Origin of the sequence: Limosilactobacillus reuteri, from assembly GCF_002254085.1 — a bacterium.
Classification (GTDB): Bacteria; Bacillota; Bacilli; order Lactobacillales; family Lactobacillaceae; genus Limosilactobacillus; species Limosilactobacillus reuteri_K.
This window is the reverse complement of sequence record NZ_NGPY01000020.1, coordinates 1-18,492: the sequence shown is the minus strand read 5'-3', so window position 1 is coordinate 18,492 and position 18,492 is coordinate 1. Positions and strand designations below refer to the sequence as shown.

General features: G+C 38.8%; 16 protein-coding genes and 1 pseudogene. 2 read left to right on the top strand and 15 right to left on the bottom strand.

Going from position 1 to position 18,492, the window contains the following annotated elements:
• Positions 1 to 448: 448 nt before the first annotated feature.
• From CBG10_RS04955 to CBG10_RS04925, 7 genes are all read right to left on the bottom strand, one after another.
• A complete protein-coding gene (locus CBG10_RS04955; protein ID WP_003664336.1) occupies positions 449 to 697 on the bottom strand; it encodes a YkuJ family protein in 249 nt (82 codons plus the stop codon).
• Between the two features lie 56 nt (positions 698 to 753).
• Complete coding sequence (locus tag CBG10_RS04950; RefSeq protein WP_094511871.1) at positions 754 to 1,767, bottom strand: lysylphosphatidylglycerol synthase transmembrane domain-containing protein; 1,014 nt, start codon at positions 1,765 to 1,767, stop codon at positions 754 to 756.
• Positions 1,767 to 2,795, bottom strand: a complete 1,029-nt coding sequence (locus CBG10_RS04945) for a glycosyltransferase family 4 protein (protein WP_078009339.1) — start codon at positions 2,793 to 2,795, stop codon at positions 1,767 to 1,769. The genes CBG10_RS04950 and CBG10_RS04945 overlap by 1 nt, the downstream gene beginning before the upstream one ends.
• 2 nt (positions 2,796 to 2,797) lie before the next feature.
• Positions 2,798 to 4,015 carry a glycosyltransferase family 4 protein gene (locus CBG10_RS04940; RefSeq protein ID WP_094511870.1) on the bottom strand — a complete coding sequence of 406 codons (1,218 nt, stop codon included), beginning with the start codon at positions 4,013 to 4,015 and terminating at the stop codon, positions 2,798 to 2,800.
• A 233-nt stretch (positions 4,016 to 4,248) separates the two neighbouring features.
• A complete protein-coding gene (ptsP, locus tag CBG10_RS04935) occupies positions 4,249 to 5,979 on the bottom strand; it encodes a phosphoenolpyruvate--protein phosphotransferase (protein WP_094511868.1) in 1,731 nt (576 codons plus the stop codon).
• Positions 5,979 to 6,245, bottom strand: coding sequence for a phosphocarrier protein HPr (locus tag CBG10_RS04930; protein WP_003664342.1), 267 nt, complete (start codon positions 6,243 to 6,245; stop codon positions 5,979 to 5,981). Before CBG10_RS04930 ends, ptsP begins: the two co-directional genes overlap by 1 nt.
• A gap of 121 nt (positions 6,246 to 6,366) precedes the next feature.
• The gene (locus CBG10_RS04925) at positions 6,367 to 6,552 is read right to left on the bottom strand and encodes a hypothetical protein (RefSeq protein WP_003672165.1); all 186 of its coding nucleotides are present in this window, start codon (positions 6,550 to 6,552) and stop codon (positions 6,367 to 6,369) included.
• A gap of 273 nt (positions 6,553 to 6,825) precedes the next feature.
• On the opposite strand from CBG10_RS04925, the gene CBG10_RS04920 reads away from it, so the two are divergent.
• Positions 6,826 to 9,030, top strand: coding sequence for an ATP-dependent Clp protease ATP-binding subunit (locus CBG10_RS04920; RefSeq protein WP_094511866.1), 2,205 nt, complete (start codon positions 6,826 to 6,828; stop codon positions 9,028 to 9,030).
• 51 nt (positions 9,031 to 9,081) lie between these two features.
• On the opposite strand, the gene CBG10_RS04915 is transcribed toward CBG10_RS04920, so the two are convergent.
• The gene (locus CBG10_RS04915) at positions 9,082 to 9,690 is read right to left on the bottom strand and encodes an ECF transporter S component (RefSeq protein ID WP_094508425.1); all 609 of its coding nucleotides are present in this window, start codon (positions 9,688 to 9,690) and stop codon (positions 9,082 to 9,084) included.
• A gap of 149 nt (positions 9,691 to 9,839) precedes the next feature.
• On the opposite strand from CBG10_RS04915, the gene CBG10_RS04910 reads away from it, so the two are divergent.
• Positions 9,840 to 10,565 carry a MucBP domain-containing protein gene (locus CBG10_RS04910; RefSeq protein ID WP_003668586.1) on the top strand — a complete coding sequence of 242 codons (726 nt, stop codon included), beginning with the start codon at positions 9,840 to 9,842 and terminating at the stop codon, positions 10,563 to 10,565.
• A 57-nt stretch (positions 10,566 to 10,622) separates the two neighbouring features.
• Here the strand turns inward: CBG10_RS04910 and CBG10_RS04905 are convergent, their stop codons facing one another.
• From CBG10_RS04905 to CBG10_RS04880, 7 genes and pseudogenes are all read right to left on the bottom strand, one after another.
• Positions 10,623 to 11,309: a hypothetical protein gene (locus tag CBG10_RS04905; protein ID WP_094511865.1), complete on the bottom strand. Its 687-nt coding sequence runs from the start codon at positions 11,307 to 11,309 to the stop codon at positions 10,623 to 10,625.
• Positions 11,309 to 12,175, bottom strand: coding sequence for an ATP-binding cassette domain-containing protein (locus tag CBG10_RS04900; RefSeq protein WP_081306723.1), 867 nt, complete (start codon positions 12,173 to 12,175; stop codon positions 11,309 to 11,311). The genes CBG10_RS04905 and CBG10_RS04900 overlap by 1 nt, the downstream gene beginning before the upstream one ends.
• Positions 12,153 to 12,536: a GntR family transcriptional regulator gene (locus tag CBG10_RS04895; RefSeq protein WP_003664355.1), complete on the bottom strand. Its 384-nt coding sequence runs from the start codon at positions 12,534 to 12,536 to the stop codon at positions 12,153 to 12,155. The genes CBG10_RS04900 and CBG10_RS04895 overlap by 23 nt, the downstream gene beginning before the upstream one ends.
• A 163-nt stretch (positions 12,537 to 12,699) precedes the next feature.
• Complete coding sequence (locus CBG10_RS11705) at positions 12,700 to 12,834, bottom strand: hypothetical protein (protein ID WP_257525197.1); 135 nt, start codon at positions 12,832 to 12,834, stop codon at positions 12,700 to 12,702.
• Between the two features lie 138 nt (positions 12,835 to 12,972).
• Positions 12,973 to 15,417 carry a KxYKxGKxW signal peptide domain-containing protein gene (locus CBG10_RS04890; RefSeq protein ID WP_225361519.1) on the bottom strand — a complete coding sequence of 815 codons (2,445 nt, stop codon included), beginning with the start codon at positions 15,415 to 15,417 and terminating at the stop codon, positions 12,973 to 12,975.
• Positions 15,418 to 15,495: 78 nt separating this feature from the next.
• The gene (locus CBG10_RS04885; protein ID WP_094511863.1) at positions 15,496 to 18,291 is read right to left on the bottom strand and encodes an NlpC/P60 family protein; all 2,796 of its coding nucleotides are present in this window, start codon (positions 18,289 to 18,291) and stop codon (positions 15,496 to 15,498) included.
• 104 nt (positions 18,292 to 18,395) lie between these two features.
• Positions 18,396 to 18,492, bottom strand: a pseudogene (locus CBG10_RS04880) (IS30 family transposase); the annotation flags it as partial.

Below are 18,492 nucleotides of genomic sequence, written 5' to 3'. Positions count from 1 at the left end.
CGGCGTTCATCCTGAGCCAGGATCAAACTCTCATATAAAATATATAAGAACTTGAATAGCTCTCAATTATCTTTGTTATTAAGCGAATTGACTTCGCAAATGTTTTGCTTCAAATCACATCGTGATTTGAAGACCCTACACATTTGATTCGTCGAAACTTTGTTCAGTTTTCAAAGGTCTACCTGTTGGCTAATTGAGCAGCCAATCAATATGATTTATTGTAACATAGATCATATTAGCCTGTCAAGAAGAAATTTTAATTAATTTTGAATTTCTTTTGATTGATAACTCAATCAGCAACTTTATTAGTTTATCATGTCGTCAAGTTGATGTCAACAATTATTTTTAACTTTTTTGTTAAACCATCTCAACAGCACTTAACTGTTTTGACAACGATAATTACTATACATGGGTTTTTATTCCCCGTCAACTGTTTTTTCTAAAAAAATTAAAAAGTATTCTCAAGGTCATATAAACAGTTAAAAACTTCAATAGCAACTAGGTCAATATCATCAAAGCGAAAACGTTCATAAGGGCGATACCGAACGAAGATAAATTCTTCCCTGCTATGGATATAAGTTACATCACATAATGGAATACCAAATTTTTCAAATGTCCGTTTCTGCCGATCTCTTGAATCATCGTTTTGCATCGCAATCAAACGTCTAATAATCACTAATAATTCTGATTCTTTCACAATGATAATCCTCCTTCATACAAATAAAGGATCGTGCTAGCACATAATCCTTTTTTCTATCTTTTTACTTTATCCGGCTTTATAAATACAGCTACAATTCCGGCGAACATTCCGAAGTAATATGTGAGTAGTCGCCATAAGATCATTGCTAAAACCAATTTTGTATTTGAGTGAATAAAACTTGCAAAGAGAACGGAAAAACTATACTCGGCTCCCCCCGCCCCTCCTGGAATTGGAAAAAGCGAAATAATCATAAAAATTAACACGTGCAAGCTGAGCACCATCACAAAATTAATATGGTCAATTCCAAGCGCAAGCATAATAAAGTATGGGATTGCATAGTAAAAGAATAATTGAAAAATAGTTACTACGCAAACCTTAAGCAGCTTCTTATAATCTTGCTTCATTCGGAGACTCTCTTGGTAAAAAGTATCCACTTTTTCATTTAAGACAACTTTCATGTGCTCATATCGGTTAGCCTTCATAAAAAGGGCAGCTGGTTTGATAACGAGGTTCATTAGTTTCTTAGTAAAACTATACCAGTACATCACCATCAGCAATCCGACAATTACCGCTAAGTGAATCAAAAAGCCAAATATTACTAGTAATGAAAGAGCATGGAGTTTTTCCGCAATAAAATGAAAGCCAATTAACAAACTAATCAAGAAGTTAACAACAATCATTGCCTGGAATACAACAAACTTCATTAAAAGAACTGAACTTGCTAATCCCCCATCAACACCTGATTGAATCATTGCCACTAATTGTGCTGGTTGTCCCCCTGTTGAGAATGGAGTAATCCCATTAAATAGTTGTTCAATTAATGGTAATCGTAATGCATCCTTCCAGGTAAAGCCATCGTGACGATCATTCATAAATATCTTTACGACAACCGCTTCTAAGCCTAAATATAAACAAATACAGCCAAGTGCAACGAGCATCCATCCCCAATTAATGGAAGAAACGTCCTGCAACAATAGGTGGATGTTTGAGTTACGTAATGAGTAGCCGAGAATTCCAATTCCAATAATTAGCATTATGCTTAATACTAACCAATTTCGTCTGCTCACTAAGCATCCCCCTTTCGCGCTTGCTCCTGATAAAACTTAGTCCAAACATCTGCCAAATGTTCTTTTGAGTATTCCTTAGCAGCTCGCTGGGCCTGAGTTTGCCAGTGTGCTAGTCGTGCAGGATCATTGCGGAGTAACGTTAACTTCATTTGCATTTCATTAACATCCTTAGCAGGCTCATAATCCCCTTCGATAATAGAATGATAAAGATCAAGATCACGCAACATTACTGGTGTCCCACAGCTAAAAGCTTCCAAGACAGACATTGGAAATAGTTCATTATATGAAGGTAAAAGAAATAGGTCGGCAAGATTATTCAGTTCAGCAATCTTATCCCGTGAAACGATTCCCGTAAAATGTAAATTAGCTGGTGGATTATCTACCACCTTTTTTAATTCACTATAACCATCTGTTAAACGGCCAAAAGAAAATCCGCCAGCCCAAAAAAACTCAACATCAGGATTTTGTCGAGCAAGGCGGATGAAGTCAGGAACCCCTTTTCGTTCTTGAACCTGGCCGCTTCCTAATACCACAAATTTATCGGCAGCAATCCCATATTTTTTTCGGAGAGCAGTCCGCTTAACAGCTGAATATGGATGGAAACGATCATTATCGACAAAGTTGGGAATATAGGTAATCTTTTTTTCAGGAATCCCATATGCTACTAACTGCTTGATAAAAGAGGGATTCACAACTACTAACTGATCCATTCGTTTATAAAAGGCAATAATGTAATGATAAAAAAGCCCGCGAAACGGTTGCGGGATTGTAAGACTTCCTTCTAACGTCTCGGGAAGAAAATGCACATAGCCAATCTTTCGACCCCGCTTTTTTGAAAAAGTTGACAAGTAAAAAAGAGGGTCGATTGTATGATAATGACTGATCTGACTCTTCCCATAACGGTTGATTTCAATTTCAAATTTGTCACTGCATTGGTTGCGCAACAAGTTAATTAGTTCAAGATAGGCGCTTCCTACTCCTTGTCCCGCAACCTTATCTGCAGATGAAAACATTGTTATTTTAATCATCATTAGCTCCTTGGGCGGTGAAAAAGACGATGCGATTTTTCAGTTTGATTAAGTTCATCCTGGACGGTCATATCATTTTGACAATCCTGGTAAAACTGAACAACCTTTTCAACAAAGACTTCTGCTGAGATTTCATGTAGCTTTTGTTGCCGTCTCAACCTTGATTCTGAGTTTTTTGGTTGGTTAAGATAAAACAAGACACCTTTAACCAAGTCGGCCCGCTTTTGAAAGCTAATACCAATCGCTGCATCATCAATCAATTGGTCAGTATATTCACTACGCATAACCACGATTGGCAAATCCGAGGCAAGGGCTTCATCGTAAGTTAACCCTTGGGATTCAGAATCAGAGGCTGAAACAAAAACATCTGCCATTTGGTAATAATGGTAAACTTCATCATTTGAAATCTCACCAGCAAAACTAATATTGTCATTAAGCTGCATTTCACGCACCTGACGCTCCAAAGTATGTCTCGCAGGGCCATCCCCAACAATAAGCAACTGTGCATCAGGCTTGTGAGCAAGAATATCTGGCATTGCTTCAATCAGTGAGTGGATATTCTTTTCATACGCTAAACGACTAAGTGAAAGTAAAACTGGGGTCTCTTCACCATAGCCTAGTTTTGCCCTTAAATTAGCTATTTCTTCTGCTGAATCGCGTTTACTATATACCCGTAAATTAATCCCAGTCGGAATAACACGAATTGGTGATTCTATATGATAACTGGTTAAAGTATCCAAAACACGGTCACTTGGAGCAATAATCCCAGAAATATTTTTTAAATAAAGATGAGCAAGCCGGGCAACATCATTTGGCTTAAGAATATGGCCATTCGCAATATAGTGGAGATAATCTTGATACATCGTATGGTAAGTATGGAGACAGGGAATATGCAAATGCTTGGCAACCGTCTTCCCCATAACTCCAAGTGCAAATTCAGTTTGATTATGAACTATATCTAATTGGAACTTTTTAGCAAGCTTGATAGCCCGAAATACGCCGCGCACCGCAATGCGACGATCAGAAAACGAAACAAAGGGAATGCTTGCAAAGCGGTATATCCCATTTTCAACGTCATCATGTTTCGCCTTAGGATCAGTTGTCGTAAAAATATATACATGATGTCCCTGAGCAATCAATTCATCACGAAGCGTCTTAATCGAAGTCGCCACGCCACTCACCTGAGGGAAATATGTATCTGTAAAAATACCAATATTCAACCTAACTGCTCCTTTTTCATCATAAGTTTTCTAGATAATAATTAGTCATAACTGCTATTATACTAAAGCATTCACTGAACCGCAAAACAGATTTAGGTTATTTTAAATCTTCCTTCTAATAGTGACAAGACTCAGAAAGGCTGATTAAAATTTCTTTACAAAATCTTTTAATAATGAGAATAAAAAATAACTCTCTTGACGGTGCGAACTATCAAGAAAGTTATTTTCATTTATTAAAGTTTTATCTGCGGAACATATTCTTCCACTAATTTGCGAACTTCAGCAGCAGTTTCAGCATGAATTGCCCGATGAACTAATGGCTGTAATTTTCGCGTGTTTAACTGGTTAATTAAAGAGCGAACGCGTAAAATCTGGCTACTGCTCATCGAAAACTCATCAAGCCCCATCGCCATTAATAAGGGAACCGCATAAGCATTATTGGCCATCTCTCCACACATGCCAACCCATTTGCCTTCAGCATGCGCAGCTTCGATCACCTGCCGAACCATCCGTAAAACTGCCGGATGAAGTTCTTGATAGAGATAAGCTACTTGCTGGTTTCCACGATCAACAGCGAATAAGTATTGGATAAGGTCATTACTGCCAATGCTAAAAAAATCAACATACTTTGCAAAATGTTCAGCCATAACTGCAACTGCTGGAATCTCTAACATCATGCCGACTTCAATATTTTTAGCAACTTGAATTCCTGCGTGCTCAAGCTTTTCTTTTTCTTCATCAAGAATCGCTCGTGCAGCTTGGAATTCTTCAATCGTGGCAATCATCGGAAACATAATGGCTAACCGTCCATAAACTGATGCACGAAGGAGGGCCCGCAATTGAGGACGTAATATTTCTGGACGTGCTAACCCGATCCTAATGGCGCGAAAACCTAGGTAAGGATTATCTTCATGAGGGAGAGCAACCATACCCAGCTTTTTATCCCCACCAATATCAAGCGTTCGTGCGACTACCCGCTGTTCATTCATCGCCGAAACAAATCTTTTGTAAGCATTAAATTGTTGCTCTTCTGTTGGCAATTCATCCTTGCTCATATAGAGGAATTCTGTTCTTAAAAGGCCAATCCCCTCGGCGCCATCTTCTTGAGCATCAATAACGTCAGCAAATGTTCCGACATTAGCTCCCACTTCAAATCGGCGCCCATCAGCACTCACGGTTTGCTTATCTTTTAACGCTCCCCACTTTTGCTGCTCCTGGATAAATTTACCAGCTAACAAACGGTAATGCTCAATCTCTTCATTAGTTGGATTGACAATCACTTTGCCATGAATCCCGTCAACAATCAGCAAGTCGCCATCATGAATGATCGTAGTAGCATTCTTGACGCCAACGACAGCGGGCAAGGAAAGGGTCTTACTCATAATCGTAAAATGAGAGGTCCGCCCCCCATTAGTTGTAACAATCCCTGCAACATATCGTTTATCAAATTGAGCGGTATCAGTAGGCGTAATATTATTAGCCACAAAGATTGCCCGGTGGTCTAAAAGCCCTGGGTCTGGTAAGGAAACATTCAATAGGTGACTCAAGACCCGTTTGGTCACATCACGTAAGGCAGTTGCCCGCGCATATAAATACTCATTATCGTTCTTGCGCTCAAAAACACTTAAATAATAATCTTCAACGCGTTTAACAGCCCACTCTGCAGTATCATGATAGCTATTAATACGGTCAATAATCTTCTTTTGTAAAGTCGGATCGTCTAAAATCGCAATCTGGGTATCAATAATCGTCACTGCCCGCTGGCCTAGCAACTCATGGGCATGCTTAGATAAATGCTGAAGTTCGGTCTTGCTTAACGCAAAAGAATCATGAAGCCGGGCGACCTCATGATTCTCATCAGCTGTATGCTGTTTTTTTATAGATAGATCTGACTCTACTAACAGGTGTGCCGGAGCAATCGTAATACCACTACTAGCGGCAAGTCCGGTTAGTAGTATAGACATTAGTCAGTCAATCCTTCCTTCTTCATGGTTTCAGCAACGGTGTCCAAAGCTTCTTTTTCATCGTCACCATTAGCAGTAATAGTAACCTTAGCATTTTGACCAACACCAAGAGACATTACACCCATGATTGACTTCAAGTTTACACTCTTGCCTTCGTATGAAAGAGTAATGTCAGATGAAAACTTTGAAGCAGCTTGTACCAAAATAGTAGCTGGACGAGCATGAATACCAGTTTCTGAAGTAATTGTAAATTCACGTTTTTCCATATTAATCAGTCTCCTTCGAGCAGATATAATTAATTTATTATCAGTAGCTTGACCACTGATACACCTCGATAATTACATTTTAGCAATTGTAAGCGTTAAATACAAGGCTACATCTTGCGATTTATCGCTCTCTTAATTGATAAATAACTTTACCGCCTCGCTGCGCTTCGCCTTTAATTTGCGAACGATACGCATACGAGTGAAAAATTGGTTGAAATTGCTGAAAATTCTCAGGGGTAATTACAAAATGATCAATCTTTTTATTTCGCAAGTCATCCAACAATTGCTCAAAATTTTCTTCTGCCATTCAATCACCTCAACATAAAATTTTATTTTCTTATTATACACGAAATTACTTTCATCTTTCTATTTTAGCATTCATGGCTAAAGAGTGCTAAAATCAAAGTAAACTGTTTTCGGTATTCCTAAGTAACTTAGCTATGCGGAAAATCGCTCTTTATTTAAGAAAATATTTAAGTTTTATGGCTTGCTTTGCGATAAAAAGTAAGTATAATATTAATCAATGGTCAAGAAAGGTCAAAAAATCTTGATGGAACTATTTAGGAGGTATTAAATTTAGATGCAATGTCAATACTGTCATCAAAATCCAGCCACGATTCATCTTCAAATGAATTTTAATGGACAACGGATTCAAATAGACCTCTGCCAAAATTGTTATCAAAAATTACAAAATCTACAAACAGATATGATGAATGGAGGTAACGGAATGAATAATTTCGGTTTTGGAAGCCTCGAAGACTTCATGAACGCAATGAACAATATGCAAAGTCAAGCTACCGGTGCTAATGGTCAAAACATGAACGGCCAATCCCAACGACAAGGTGGCGGACGAAATGGAAAAGGAATCCTTGGTCAATATGGGATCAACCTTACTGATCTCGCTCGCCAAGGTAAAATTGACCCAGTCATCGGGCGCGACAACGAAATTAAACGAGTAATCGAAATTTTAAACCGTCGGACCAAGAATAACCCAGTCTTGATTGGTGAAGCTGGGGTTGGTAAGACCGCAGTTGTTGAAGGCTTAGCTCAAGCAATTGTTAGCGGCCAAGTTCCTGAAAAGCTTGCTAACAAGGAAATTATCCGGCTCGATGTTGTTTCCTTAGTTCAAGGAACAGGAATTCGGGGCCAATTTGAAAAGCGGATGCAACAATTAATGGAAGAAGTTCGTAAAAATAAGAACATCATCCTCTTTATTGACGAAATTCACGAAATCATGGGTGCGGGAAATGCTGAAGGCGGAATGGACGCTGGAAATGTTCTTAAGCCCGCCCTTGCCCGTGGTGACTTCCAATTAGTTGGTGCCACTACTCTTAATGAATATCGAAAGATCGAAAAGGATGCAGCTCTTGCACGACGGTTCCAACCAGTTGAAGTTGATGAACCATCTGTTGAAGAAACAATCCGCATCTTAAACGGAATCAAAAATCGTTATCAAGATTACCACCATGTTAAATACACAGATGACGCAATTGTAGCAGCTGCTAAACTTTCTGACCGCTACATTCAAGATCGTTACTTACCTGACAAAGCTATCGACTTACTTGATGAAGCGGGATCAAAGAAGAACTTAACGCTTAAAAATGTGGATCCAAACGCAATCGAAAATGAAATCCACACAGCTGAAGCACACAAGCAACAAGCAGCTGATAACCAAGACTATGAAAAAGCAGCTTTCTACCGCGATCAAGTTGCTAAGCTTGAAAAAGCAAAGAAGGAAGCCGAAGAAAACCATACTGAAGATTCTGCAACTGTTACCGTTAAGGATATGCAGAGAATCGTTGAAGAACGGATAAATATTCCAGTTGGTGACCTGCAAAAGCAAGAAGAAAATCAACTTCGCGACCTTGATAAGAAGCTTGACGAACATGTTATTGGTCAAACCCAAGCAGTGGACAAGGTTGCCCGTGCCATTCGTCGTAACCGGATTGGTTTGAACAAGTCTGGTCGGCCAATTGGTAGTTTCCTCTTTGTTGGTCCTACGGGGGTTGGTAAGACTGAAACTGCTAAGCAACTTGCCCTCCAATTGTTTGGTTCTAAGGATGCCATGATTCGGTTTGATATGTCTGAATACATGGACAAGACTTCTACTTCTAAATTAATCGGGGCTGCTCCTGGTTATGTTGGTTACGAAGAAGCTGGTCAGTTGACTGAACAAGTACGGCGACACCCTTACAGCTTAATTCTACTTGATGAAGTTGAAAAGGCGCACCCAGATGTTATGCACATGTTCTTACAAATTCTTGATGATGGTCGTTTAACTGATTCTCAAGGACGCACTGTTAGCTTCAAGGATACAATCATTATCATGACATCTAATGCCGGAACTGGTGATTCAGAAGCAAGCGTTGGTTTTGGTGCTGAGTCTAATGGTAGTACTCATTCCATCATTGATAAGTTGACAAACTACTTCAAGCCAGAATTCTTAAACCGGTTTGATGACATTGTTCAATTCAATGCCCTCTCTAAAGATGACTTGATGAAGATCGTTAACTTAATGATTGATGATGTTAATAACATGCTTGCTGATAAGAACTTGCACATCGAAGTCACTAACAATGTTGAAGAAAAATTAGTTGACATGGGATTTGATCCAAAGATGGGTGCTCGTCCTCTTCGTCGGGTAATCCAAGAACAAATCGAAGACCGGATTGCTGATTACGTTCTTGATCACAGTGACGCTCATAAATTAGTTGCTAAACTTGATGATAATGGTGACATTGTTGTCGAAGAAACTGAAGAAGTACCAACAATTGCTAAAAAATAACTGAGTATAAAAAACGAGGCTGAATTTTTCAACCTCGTTTTTTTATTACACTCAATTTACTTCCAAACGACGGCGGACTTCCAATACCGGAAGAGCAACCATCGGGACAATAATAATTGCCAATATCAATTCTGCGAGCCCATTAGTCGCCATGACTGTTTCTAAAGCAATTAATAAATGATTAACATTTACCCCATAAGTTTGCGCAACTGCTGGAGTACGATAAAATAGATAAATAAAGCCTAATACCAAGCCAGTATTAGTAAGGGTTCCTACTATCGCAGCACTTACCGCGGCGATACATTTTGCTTTGACCAAACGACACATAAGAATAAAAGTATATCCTGCTAAAATCCCAATCATAATGCGCGGGGCAACAGAAACAAGCGGGTTAACAAAAACTAAGGGAGCAAGCGGACTACTTGGTGCAACAAATGCTCGCACCCAAGTCAAAAGCCCCCAAATACCACCAATAATCGCGCCATCAACGGGCCCCAACACGATTGCCGCAATAATGACTGTTACATGAAGGGTCGTAATACTAAGCGGTCCTAGCGGAATGTTGCCAAAAAATGGGACAAAATCTTGTAAGAGAATAATTGCGATAAAGATTGCTAATGTCGTATTGTGCCTAATTTGTTGGTGCCGTGTTTTTACCATTTTTCTTCTCCTAAATAAATTTGAATAGGCTTATTGTAATAAAAAAATCACCTATTCGCAATTCTCAAGAGAAATATGGTCGTTCCTTATCGTGTCAGCTACTAAAAAGCGCTATAATAATAGAGAATTAAGGTTACGGAGTGTTAATAATGATTGACAAATTTAAAACAGGAAATCCTATCTGGGTTTACTATAATGATATTGATTCAGGAGCAAACCTTACCGTCCCGCAATTATTACGCGGATTCATCGGTCAAGAATACCAAATTGAACAAAAGCAATTTCCTAATTACCGATATGTAAAAACTGAAGGTGAAACTAAGGGAACATTTGATATGCGGCAACGAATTGTACACCTTTTTTATCGGAAACAAAATTGGGGAGAGGTTCAATCAATTGAAATGTACCTCCACCTCGATGCCCCTACACAGGTGTTTGACACAGCTGGTGGAATGCCAGTCGGTGCTCCCCTTCCTGCTGATATTACAGTTAAATCTTTCCACCGGGTTGCGACTAAGAATGGTCAGTTTTGGTATGAAATCGGCGCTGACCAATGGATTAAGTACGATCAAATGCACGTTGTTGATAATCCATTCAACCAGGATATCCGGAAAGAAAAGTCAAAACTCATTAATAATTTAACGGTAATTCCCTTGAAGAATGTTCAGGCCAAAGTCGATTATCTCCATAATAAGTCAATCAATGTCTATGATGCGCCTTATGGAAATAAAGTGGCAGAGATTCCAAACGGCGAAACAATTACCCTAATTGGAAAATTAAACGATAATGACGAGATCACCTGGTACCAAGTGGGTCGCAAGAAATATATTACTAGCAACTACATTCAAATTGAATATCCGGAAGATGATGAATAAAAAAGCGAGGCGATTGGTGAACTTCACCTTTCCGCTTCGCTTTTTGATATTCATTAATCAATCCCGCCGTAATTGAATTTTATTATTAAAGAATCGCGCTAAAGCATAAACGATGATTAAGTAAATAACTAAGATTACCCAACCAGTAACGTTTGAGATAATTATTGATTTAAAGACACCACTAGCAGAAAGCGCTGGGATTAAGCCAACCAGTGAATAGGCTAACATCATCAATAATACTAAGCACGCCATGGGAAGCCCAATTCCTACAATCCATTTCCACCGACGATTTAATAAGGCAAAACCATTACCAATTGCCATCATCGTTAAAGAAAGGCTGAAGTACGATAATAAACTATGCCAAGCAGAAACAAGATCAAACGGTGTATTCATTAAACCCACAAGTTGGGCAATAAACCAAACTACTAATGTCATTAGGAAAAGAGATAAGATTCGTCCTTGCCATAGTGTTTTACGAGAAATACCGTTTTGAATTGCCCACTTAAAGTCAGTGTAAGGAGTTACAAGGAAAAGCGCCATTAAAAGCACGTTTAAGATTGATGAAGCAATGCTTGGAAGGGCTTGGAGGCTAACCAAAAAAGATTCAAGGTTGTGTGAAATAATTAATCCAAGCAGGTTGGTTATTAATGCAATTCCCAGCCCCCAACCTAAGGCAATTCCTGTAGCGTGACCTGCTTGTTGAAACATGGTTGAAATAACAAGGTTTCTCTTTTGATTTTCCATTAGTATTCTCCCCCATTCGTTAAGTAAATGAATAAATGCTGCAAATCATAATGACCAATCTTAACTTGATCAGGAATCACACGCTGTTCATCTAAGCGATCAAGTAAGTAGGCAGTCTTAATATTACCCATCATTTCTGTTTTAAGCACTTTTAAGCCTGCAGTATACTCATCAACCATTTTTTCTGGGCCACTAATTGCATAAGCCTTAGCTAATAAACCTTCTGTATCTTCATTAATAATGATGCGGTGTTGATCCATGATGAGGACATGTTCGACTAATTGCTGAATTTCTTCAATTAAGTGGGTTGATAAGATAAAAGTGCGTGGCCGTTCTTGATAAGTCTTAACTAATTCTTTATAGAAGCTATCACGGTGATTAGCATCTAAACCTAAAATCGGTTCATCTAATAAAATATAATCAGCATTGACTGCTAAGGCGACGATTAGCTTGGAGGCCGTCCGTTGCCCAGTCGATAAGTTAGTAATCTTCATCCGGTCATTCAAGCCGAATACCTTGAGGAGACGGTTGGCTAAGTCATAGTCAAAGTTATTATAAGCGGCATCGGCCAAGTCAAAGGTTTGACTTATCTTCATGTGACGCGGATAAAGATTAACTTCACTCATCAAAAAGATCTTGCTGAGGAGGTCATCATTGTTATTAACATCTTCATTACCAATTTGTACTTCCCCATTCGTTGGAAAAATCCGGTTGCTCATAATATTAAGAAGAGTCGTCTTCCCAGCCCCATTCCGGCCAAGGAGACCATAAATTTTAGCAGGTTCTAGGGTAAATGAAATATTATCCAATACTGTTTGGCGATGATACTTTTTGACAATATTTTTAACTATTAATTGATCCATCATTCTCACCTCGTTCGATTAAGTCTAATAAATGCTGTTTGGTAATTCCAAGCTTACCTGCTTCAACTAGTAAACTCTTTACATAGTCGTTATAAAAACTTTCTTTACGTTGTTCCATAATTTTTTGTTGTGCACCTTTTTTTACAAACATCCCGAGCCCACGTCGCTTTTCTAAGAGGTCTTTATTAACCAAAATATTCATCCCCTTAAGAACTGTCGCAGGATTGATATGCAATTGCTGAGAAAGCTGGGTCGTTGACGGTACCTGCGAACCTTCATCAAAGCCCCCAGAGAAAATCATCTCTTCAAGCTGGTCAGCAATTTGTTGATAAAGCGGCGTTGAATCATTAAAGTCGAAATTCATAAGTGCACCTCCTTTTCGTTTAACACTTCATTACTTATGTGACTAAGTATATATGTAAATGAGAGATTTGGCAAGAGGGTAAAAGAAAAAACTTCCTGCTCGGCTGAGGAGGAAGTTTTTTTGAAGAAAAGCCATTAAAACTACATGACCCGATAAAAATGTTTTAAATACGATTCCTAATCGCCCATGCTGGATCAATCCATTCACCATGACCCGTTGCCTTGATGGAATCAGACCAACTTGGTACAAATGAATTTTTAAGGTCAACACCATAATTTGGACTAGTATTGATTCCCAAATGAAGATGATCCTTATCACGGTAGCCAATTACTTGGCCCGCGTAAATAATATCATTTGGTTTTACAGTAATCTTATTCCGGTTACTAAATGCTTCTTGGTAGACATAAAGGAAGCGACCATCCCAAATTGTTGTAAATCACCACATTGTTTGTCCATTATTATCACGAACAGTATTAACATCTAATACGCGACCACCATGAACAGCATGAACAGCTGAACCAGGGTGGTCCTGGGTCCCAAAGTCTAAGCCATCATGGTAGCCATTCTTGCGAATATTGCTGGTATAGCCAAATTTTTGTCCCTGATAATGCCAACCTTCGCCAGACTGTGGGAACGGCCAACTCCATCCATCGTTTTGTGGAAGCGCACGGGCAATTCCATCATTTCCAAAGTTATAGCAATGACCATCGACCCAGTTTATTCCGGTATACATTTGACCATGCAATTGGTCATTGTATACCCATAAATCATCTGGATCTGGTTGGCATTCATAACCATCAGAGAAATAATAACGGTTACCATTAATTGTTCGCCACCCAGTTGCTAATTGACCATTTACTGGATCATAATAAACGGTCCCACCATTAAGACTCTGGAAGCCATCATTAATGTCAATTTGTGGAGACCAGAAATCTAGATAATTACCATTGCCATTTGCATCATCAGTATAACGATGAATAACTTTAATTCCTCGATGATTCATTGCTGCGCTAACAGGTAAAGTTGCCGCAAAAGACGACTTATTGTTATTAAGCCATGACGTATTTGAACTATTTAGGCTTGAATTTGTATTATCTAATTTGACTCGATAGAACTCATGACCATCAAGGCCGACAACAATTAAATATTGATAAGGTCGGCTATTTTCACCGATCGCTTCATGCCATCCCTTAATATTAATATTATTGCCGTCCAAGCTAACATTAGCATTTCCCATATTTGTGAAGTAATTACCACTGAATTGATCAGTTACTCCCTGGTTAAGATCTGGGTTGCCACCAGTAGCTGCTGAAAAACGTAATAAGATTTGAAGATTACCGTTAACTAGTTTATTGAGTTGATCTGTACTTAACTTAATATCCGTACTGAAACCACTCTCTGCGCTACCGTACATCGTTGGGTATACTTGGCCAACATCTGGGCGGGCAATTAAGGATAACTTTTGGCGGGTAATTTCTTTCCCGTCAAACAGAACAATAAGGTAAGGATTCTGCTGAATTAAACTATTATCGCTTGCCAGCCATCCCTGAACATGCAATCCTTGATCAGTCACCTTTACTTGATCAACGTAAGATGCTGTTTGGTTTAAAGTAACTGGTGATGACCAAAAATCAATATGTTGACCGTCATTACCGTTACCATTTGGATCTGCTGAGTATCGACTAACGACTGAATATTGATGACCTGGTTGGAGTGAATTCAAATTAAAGGTTACATTAAAACCTGCATTTTCGGCATTTAAGACGTGAGGATAGGCTTTGGCAACATCTGGGCGAGCAATCCCATTAATTTTCATTGAGGCTACTTGCCGATTAGCTGTTCGATCAAAAATGATAATAAATCGGTTGCTGGCAACGTTAGATAAATCACTAGCATGCCAGCCTGCAACGGTTAACTGACCAGGTTCACTAATATTAAAACCGTCAAGCCAGCCCTCATTTACTCGGTTAACTGGTGCAATTCTTCGTGGTGCAAACCATTCAGTAACGTAAGATCCTTCTCCATTAGCAGCATTACTATACCGGCTTAAAATCTGATATTGATGGTTAGGATCAAGATTAGCAACATTAAAGACAGCTTTAAAGCCGGAATTATCTGCATTCATTATGTTTGGATAAACACGGACAACATCTGGACGCGCTACTTTCTTAACTTCTTGGCGACTAATTTCATGGCCGGCAGTTTGATCAAACAAAATTAAGAAGTGATGATCACGATTAATCGAACCATTAGTGGCATGCCAGCCTGCAACAGATAACTGACCATTTTGAACCTGAAATTGGTCTAAACTACCATAGTTATTTTTATCAATTGCAATTGGTTGTGACCACCAGTCTGTGTGTTGTCCCTCACCAGTTTGCGTATTGCTATAACGGCTAACAAGTTGGATAGAATCATTTTCATCCTGCATATTTTTAGTATTTAACTTAATATTTGAATTGTAACCAGAGTTAGCAGCATTGTACACATTGTGGACCTTTGCAACATCTGGACGAGTAACGTTATTTATTACTTTGCTTCGTCCTAATTCTTTATTTGTTGTACTATCGTAAGCAATTACAAATCGATTCTGTTCATCAAGGGACTGGTTAGTTGCTTGCCAACCAGTTACTTGAAGTTGGTCATCATTAAAGTTAGCCTGATCAAGATAACCATAATTACCTTTATCTTGATGGTCATAAGTTTGATCATTAGTAGGGTTGTTAATTTTTTGAACTTGGCCAGTTGATTGCGGCTGTTGAGTATCAGCAAGCACATTCTCACTAAATACTACGCCAGTTGAGATCGCAATTGTAGTTATTGTCGCAATCATCCATTTTTTACCACTTTTATATAACTTAAAATGTTTTTTATTTTCCATTTTAATCTCCCAATTTATTATTAAACAAACAATAAAAGGGTTAGAAATGTTCCCCAACACTCTAACCCTTTTTAAATCTTAAGCAAATACTCGTCTGATACCTGCAATTACATTACGTTGACCATTAATAATTGGTTGAACCATTACTCTTGGTGGCCAACTTTCAATTACTTGGTTATTACCGAGATAAATCGCAACGTGCCAAATAGTATGGGTTCCTGGTTGATAGTAGAAGACAAGGTCCCCGCGTTGCCGATCATTATATGAAACGTTCATAAAATGAGGGTCAGCAAAGAGGTTTCGAGAATTCCATTCATTGCCAGGGAAACCGTGATAAATTGAACTACATGAAGTTGGATTAATTCCACCAGCATATAGAGCTTGCATTACTAACCCAGAACAATCAACACCATAAGCTGGGGATGAAGAACATCCTGCAAGCCATGGCTTATTCATGTATTGAGAAGCTTGCCGAATCATGGCTTCAATATGATCCGAACGTGATGCACCTGCACCTGCTCCAAGTGGTGCTACATAGCTATCAATACTTGTCCATTGATCAGCAGGAAGGCCTAATGCAACCCAAGTATTATAATCAACCCAACCAGTTGCTGGTAAGCCATGAGCTCGTTGAACACTCATTACCCGGTAAGCATCAGCGGTAGTGTAAGTGTTATGTTGATAACCAGTCCCAATTCGATCCTTAACTAGTTGCGTCTTAATTCCTTCATAACCAGGGCCGATGTTATGACCAACGGGACCACTTGGTTGGATTTGACTATAGTTAATTTGGTACATCCATGATGGGTTTTGATAAAGATTCAAGTACTGGTTTGTAAGCCAGTTTTGTGAGTAATTACCTTCCCCGTTATCCGCATTACTGTATCGACTAATTAATTGCATTGCATCATGAGCATATTGATCATCAATATTAAAGTCAACTGTAAATCGAGCATTATTTGCGCCTAAGATATTACCATAAACGTTATTAATATCTGGACTGGCAACATTAGTTACTTCTTTTCGAGCGATTTCACGACCCTTACTTAAATCCCATAAAATTATAAAGTGATGAGAGTCAATCATCGATGCATCATCAGCGTGCCAACCAGAAGCAGAAATAGTTGTACCATTTTGAGTAAAGTGATCTAACCATGCCTGATTATTATTTAAGTTCACATTATTGTTATACCAATAATCAATATGGTTCCCTTCCCCATTCTTGGCATCATCAGTATAACGACTGACAAGAACAAATTGGTGACCAACCATTGCTGGAGTGATATCAAACGTTGTACTGTAGCGCGATTGACCAGCATTTTGAATGTTACCATATCCATTGCGAGCAACATCAGCGCTAGGAGCCACCTTTACATTTTCACGAGCAACTTCACGATTTGCAGTCTTGTCAAATAGAATAAGATAATGGTTCTTTAAGAGGGCGGAAGCATCAGCCGCATGCCAGCCACTTACTACTACTTGTTTATTTGCACCATTAACGTGGAATTGGTCAAGGTAACCAGCTTGATTTGCATATACGTCTACTGCTTGATTATACCAATAGTCGGAATGATTTCCTTCACCATGAGTTGCATCATCAGTGTAGCGGCTAACGAGAACAAATTGATGACCGACCATTGCTGGGGTAATATCAAAGGAAGTTGTAAAACGTGCTTGATCAGCATTATTAACATCAGCAAAGCCATTTTGGGCAACATCCGCACTTGCCAGTGTCTTAACAGCTTGGCGAGCAATTTCATGATTTGCCGTCTTATCAAACAAGATTAGGTAATGGTTAGTTAATACAGTAGATTGATCATTAGCATTCCAACCACTAACAATCACTTTGTTAGACTTATTATCAATTCTAAATTGATCGAGGTAACCGGCATTTTTGTCTTTATCTAATTTAAGAGAATTATTGAACCAGTAATCTGAACGATTTCCTTCACCATTCTTGGCATCAGAGCTGTAACGACTAACAATCGTTAATTCATCGCCTAACATTGCTGAGGTGATGGTAAAGTTAGCACTGAAACGGGAATGATCCGCATTAACAATTTCATTATAGCCATTTCGTGCTACATCAGAACTTGCCAAAGTCTTAACAGCTTGACGGGTGATTTCCTTGTTCTTAGTCTTATCAAAAAGAATCAAGAAATGGTTTGGCTTGTTGACAGACTGGTCATCTGCATGCCAGCCAGAAACTTCAATATTGTTACCATTAACTTTGAAGTTATCTAAATAGGCAGCCTTAGTTTGAATCGTAGGATACCAAAAATCGGCACCACCGTTTATTTCACCGTTGGCATCATTAGTATAACGTGAAACGAAGCGGACCGAAGAAGCATTATTTAGACGATCTACTGGAATCGAAGCTTTAAAACCACCATTTTCAGAAATCGGAGCTTTAGGGTAAACCTTTTGAACATCTGGACGACTAACTGTTTCTACTTTTCCACGATATAATTCCTGATTATTATCACCATTTAAAGCAATTAAGTAATGGTCCATTCCTGTCTTATACTGGTTTGTAGCATGCCAACCGCTAACATCAATTGTGTTAGCCTTGTCAGTATCAGCAGTTACTGTATCGATATAACCAGTATTTACTGGTGTTTGAAAATCAATATCTTTGTCCTGTTGCTTATCAGTTGCCAAATTAGGCGTCTTAACATCGGAAGGTTGAGCACCCTTGTCTACTGACTCGTTAGTTAAAGCAACAGTTGGGGTTTGAGCTGGAGCAGTTGCTGTATCTGCATGCACTGTTCCACTAGCAACAGAAACTCCTGCTGCCACTGCTACTAGCGTAATCATCATCGTACACCAGTTTTTACCAGCTTTAAAAAGCTTATAGTGGCTTTTTCCTTGCATAATATTACCTGACTTTCTACAAATAAATTACTTTCACTTAAACACGTTAATTAAATCACAGGTTTAATAATTTTGGCAGATTGCAAGAAATAACTTGAACGAATTTAGTGACGTAGATTAAGCAAGAAGATCTCGATTGGTGTATGCCAATTAAGACATTTAAGTGGCCGTGAATTCAGATACCAATTGATTTGAACCAGT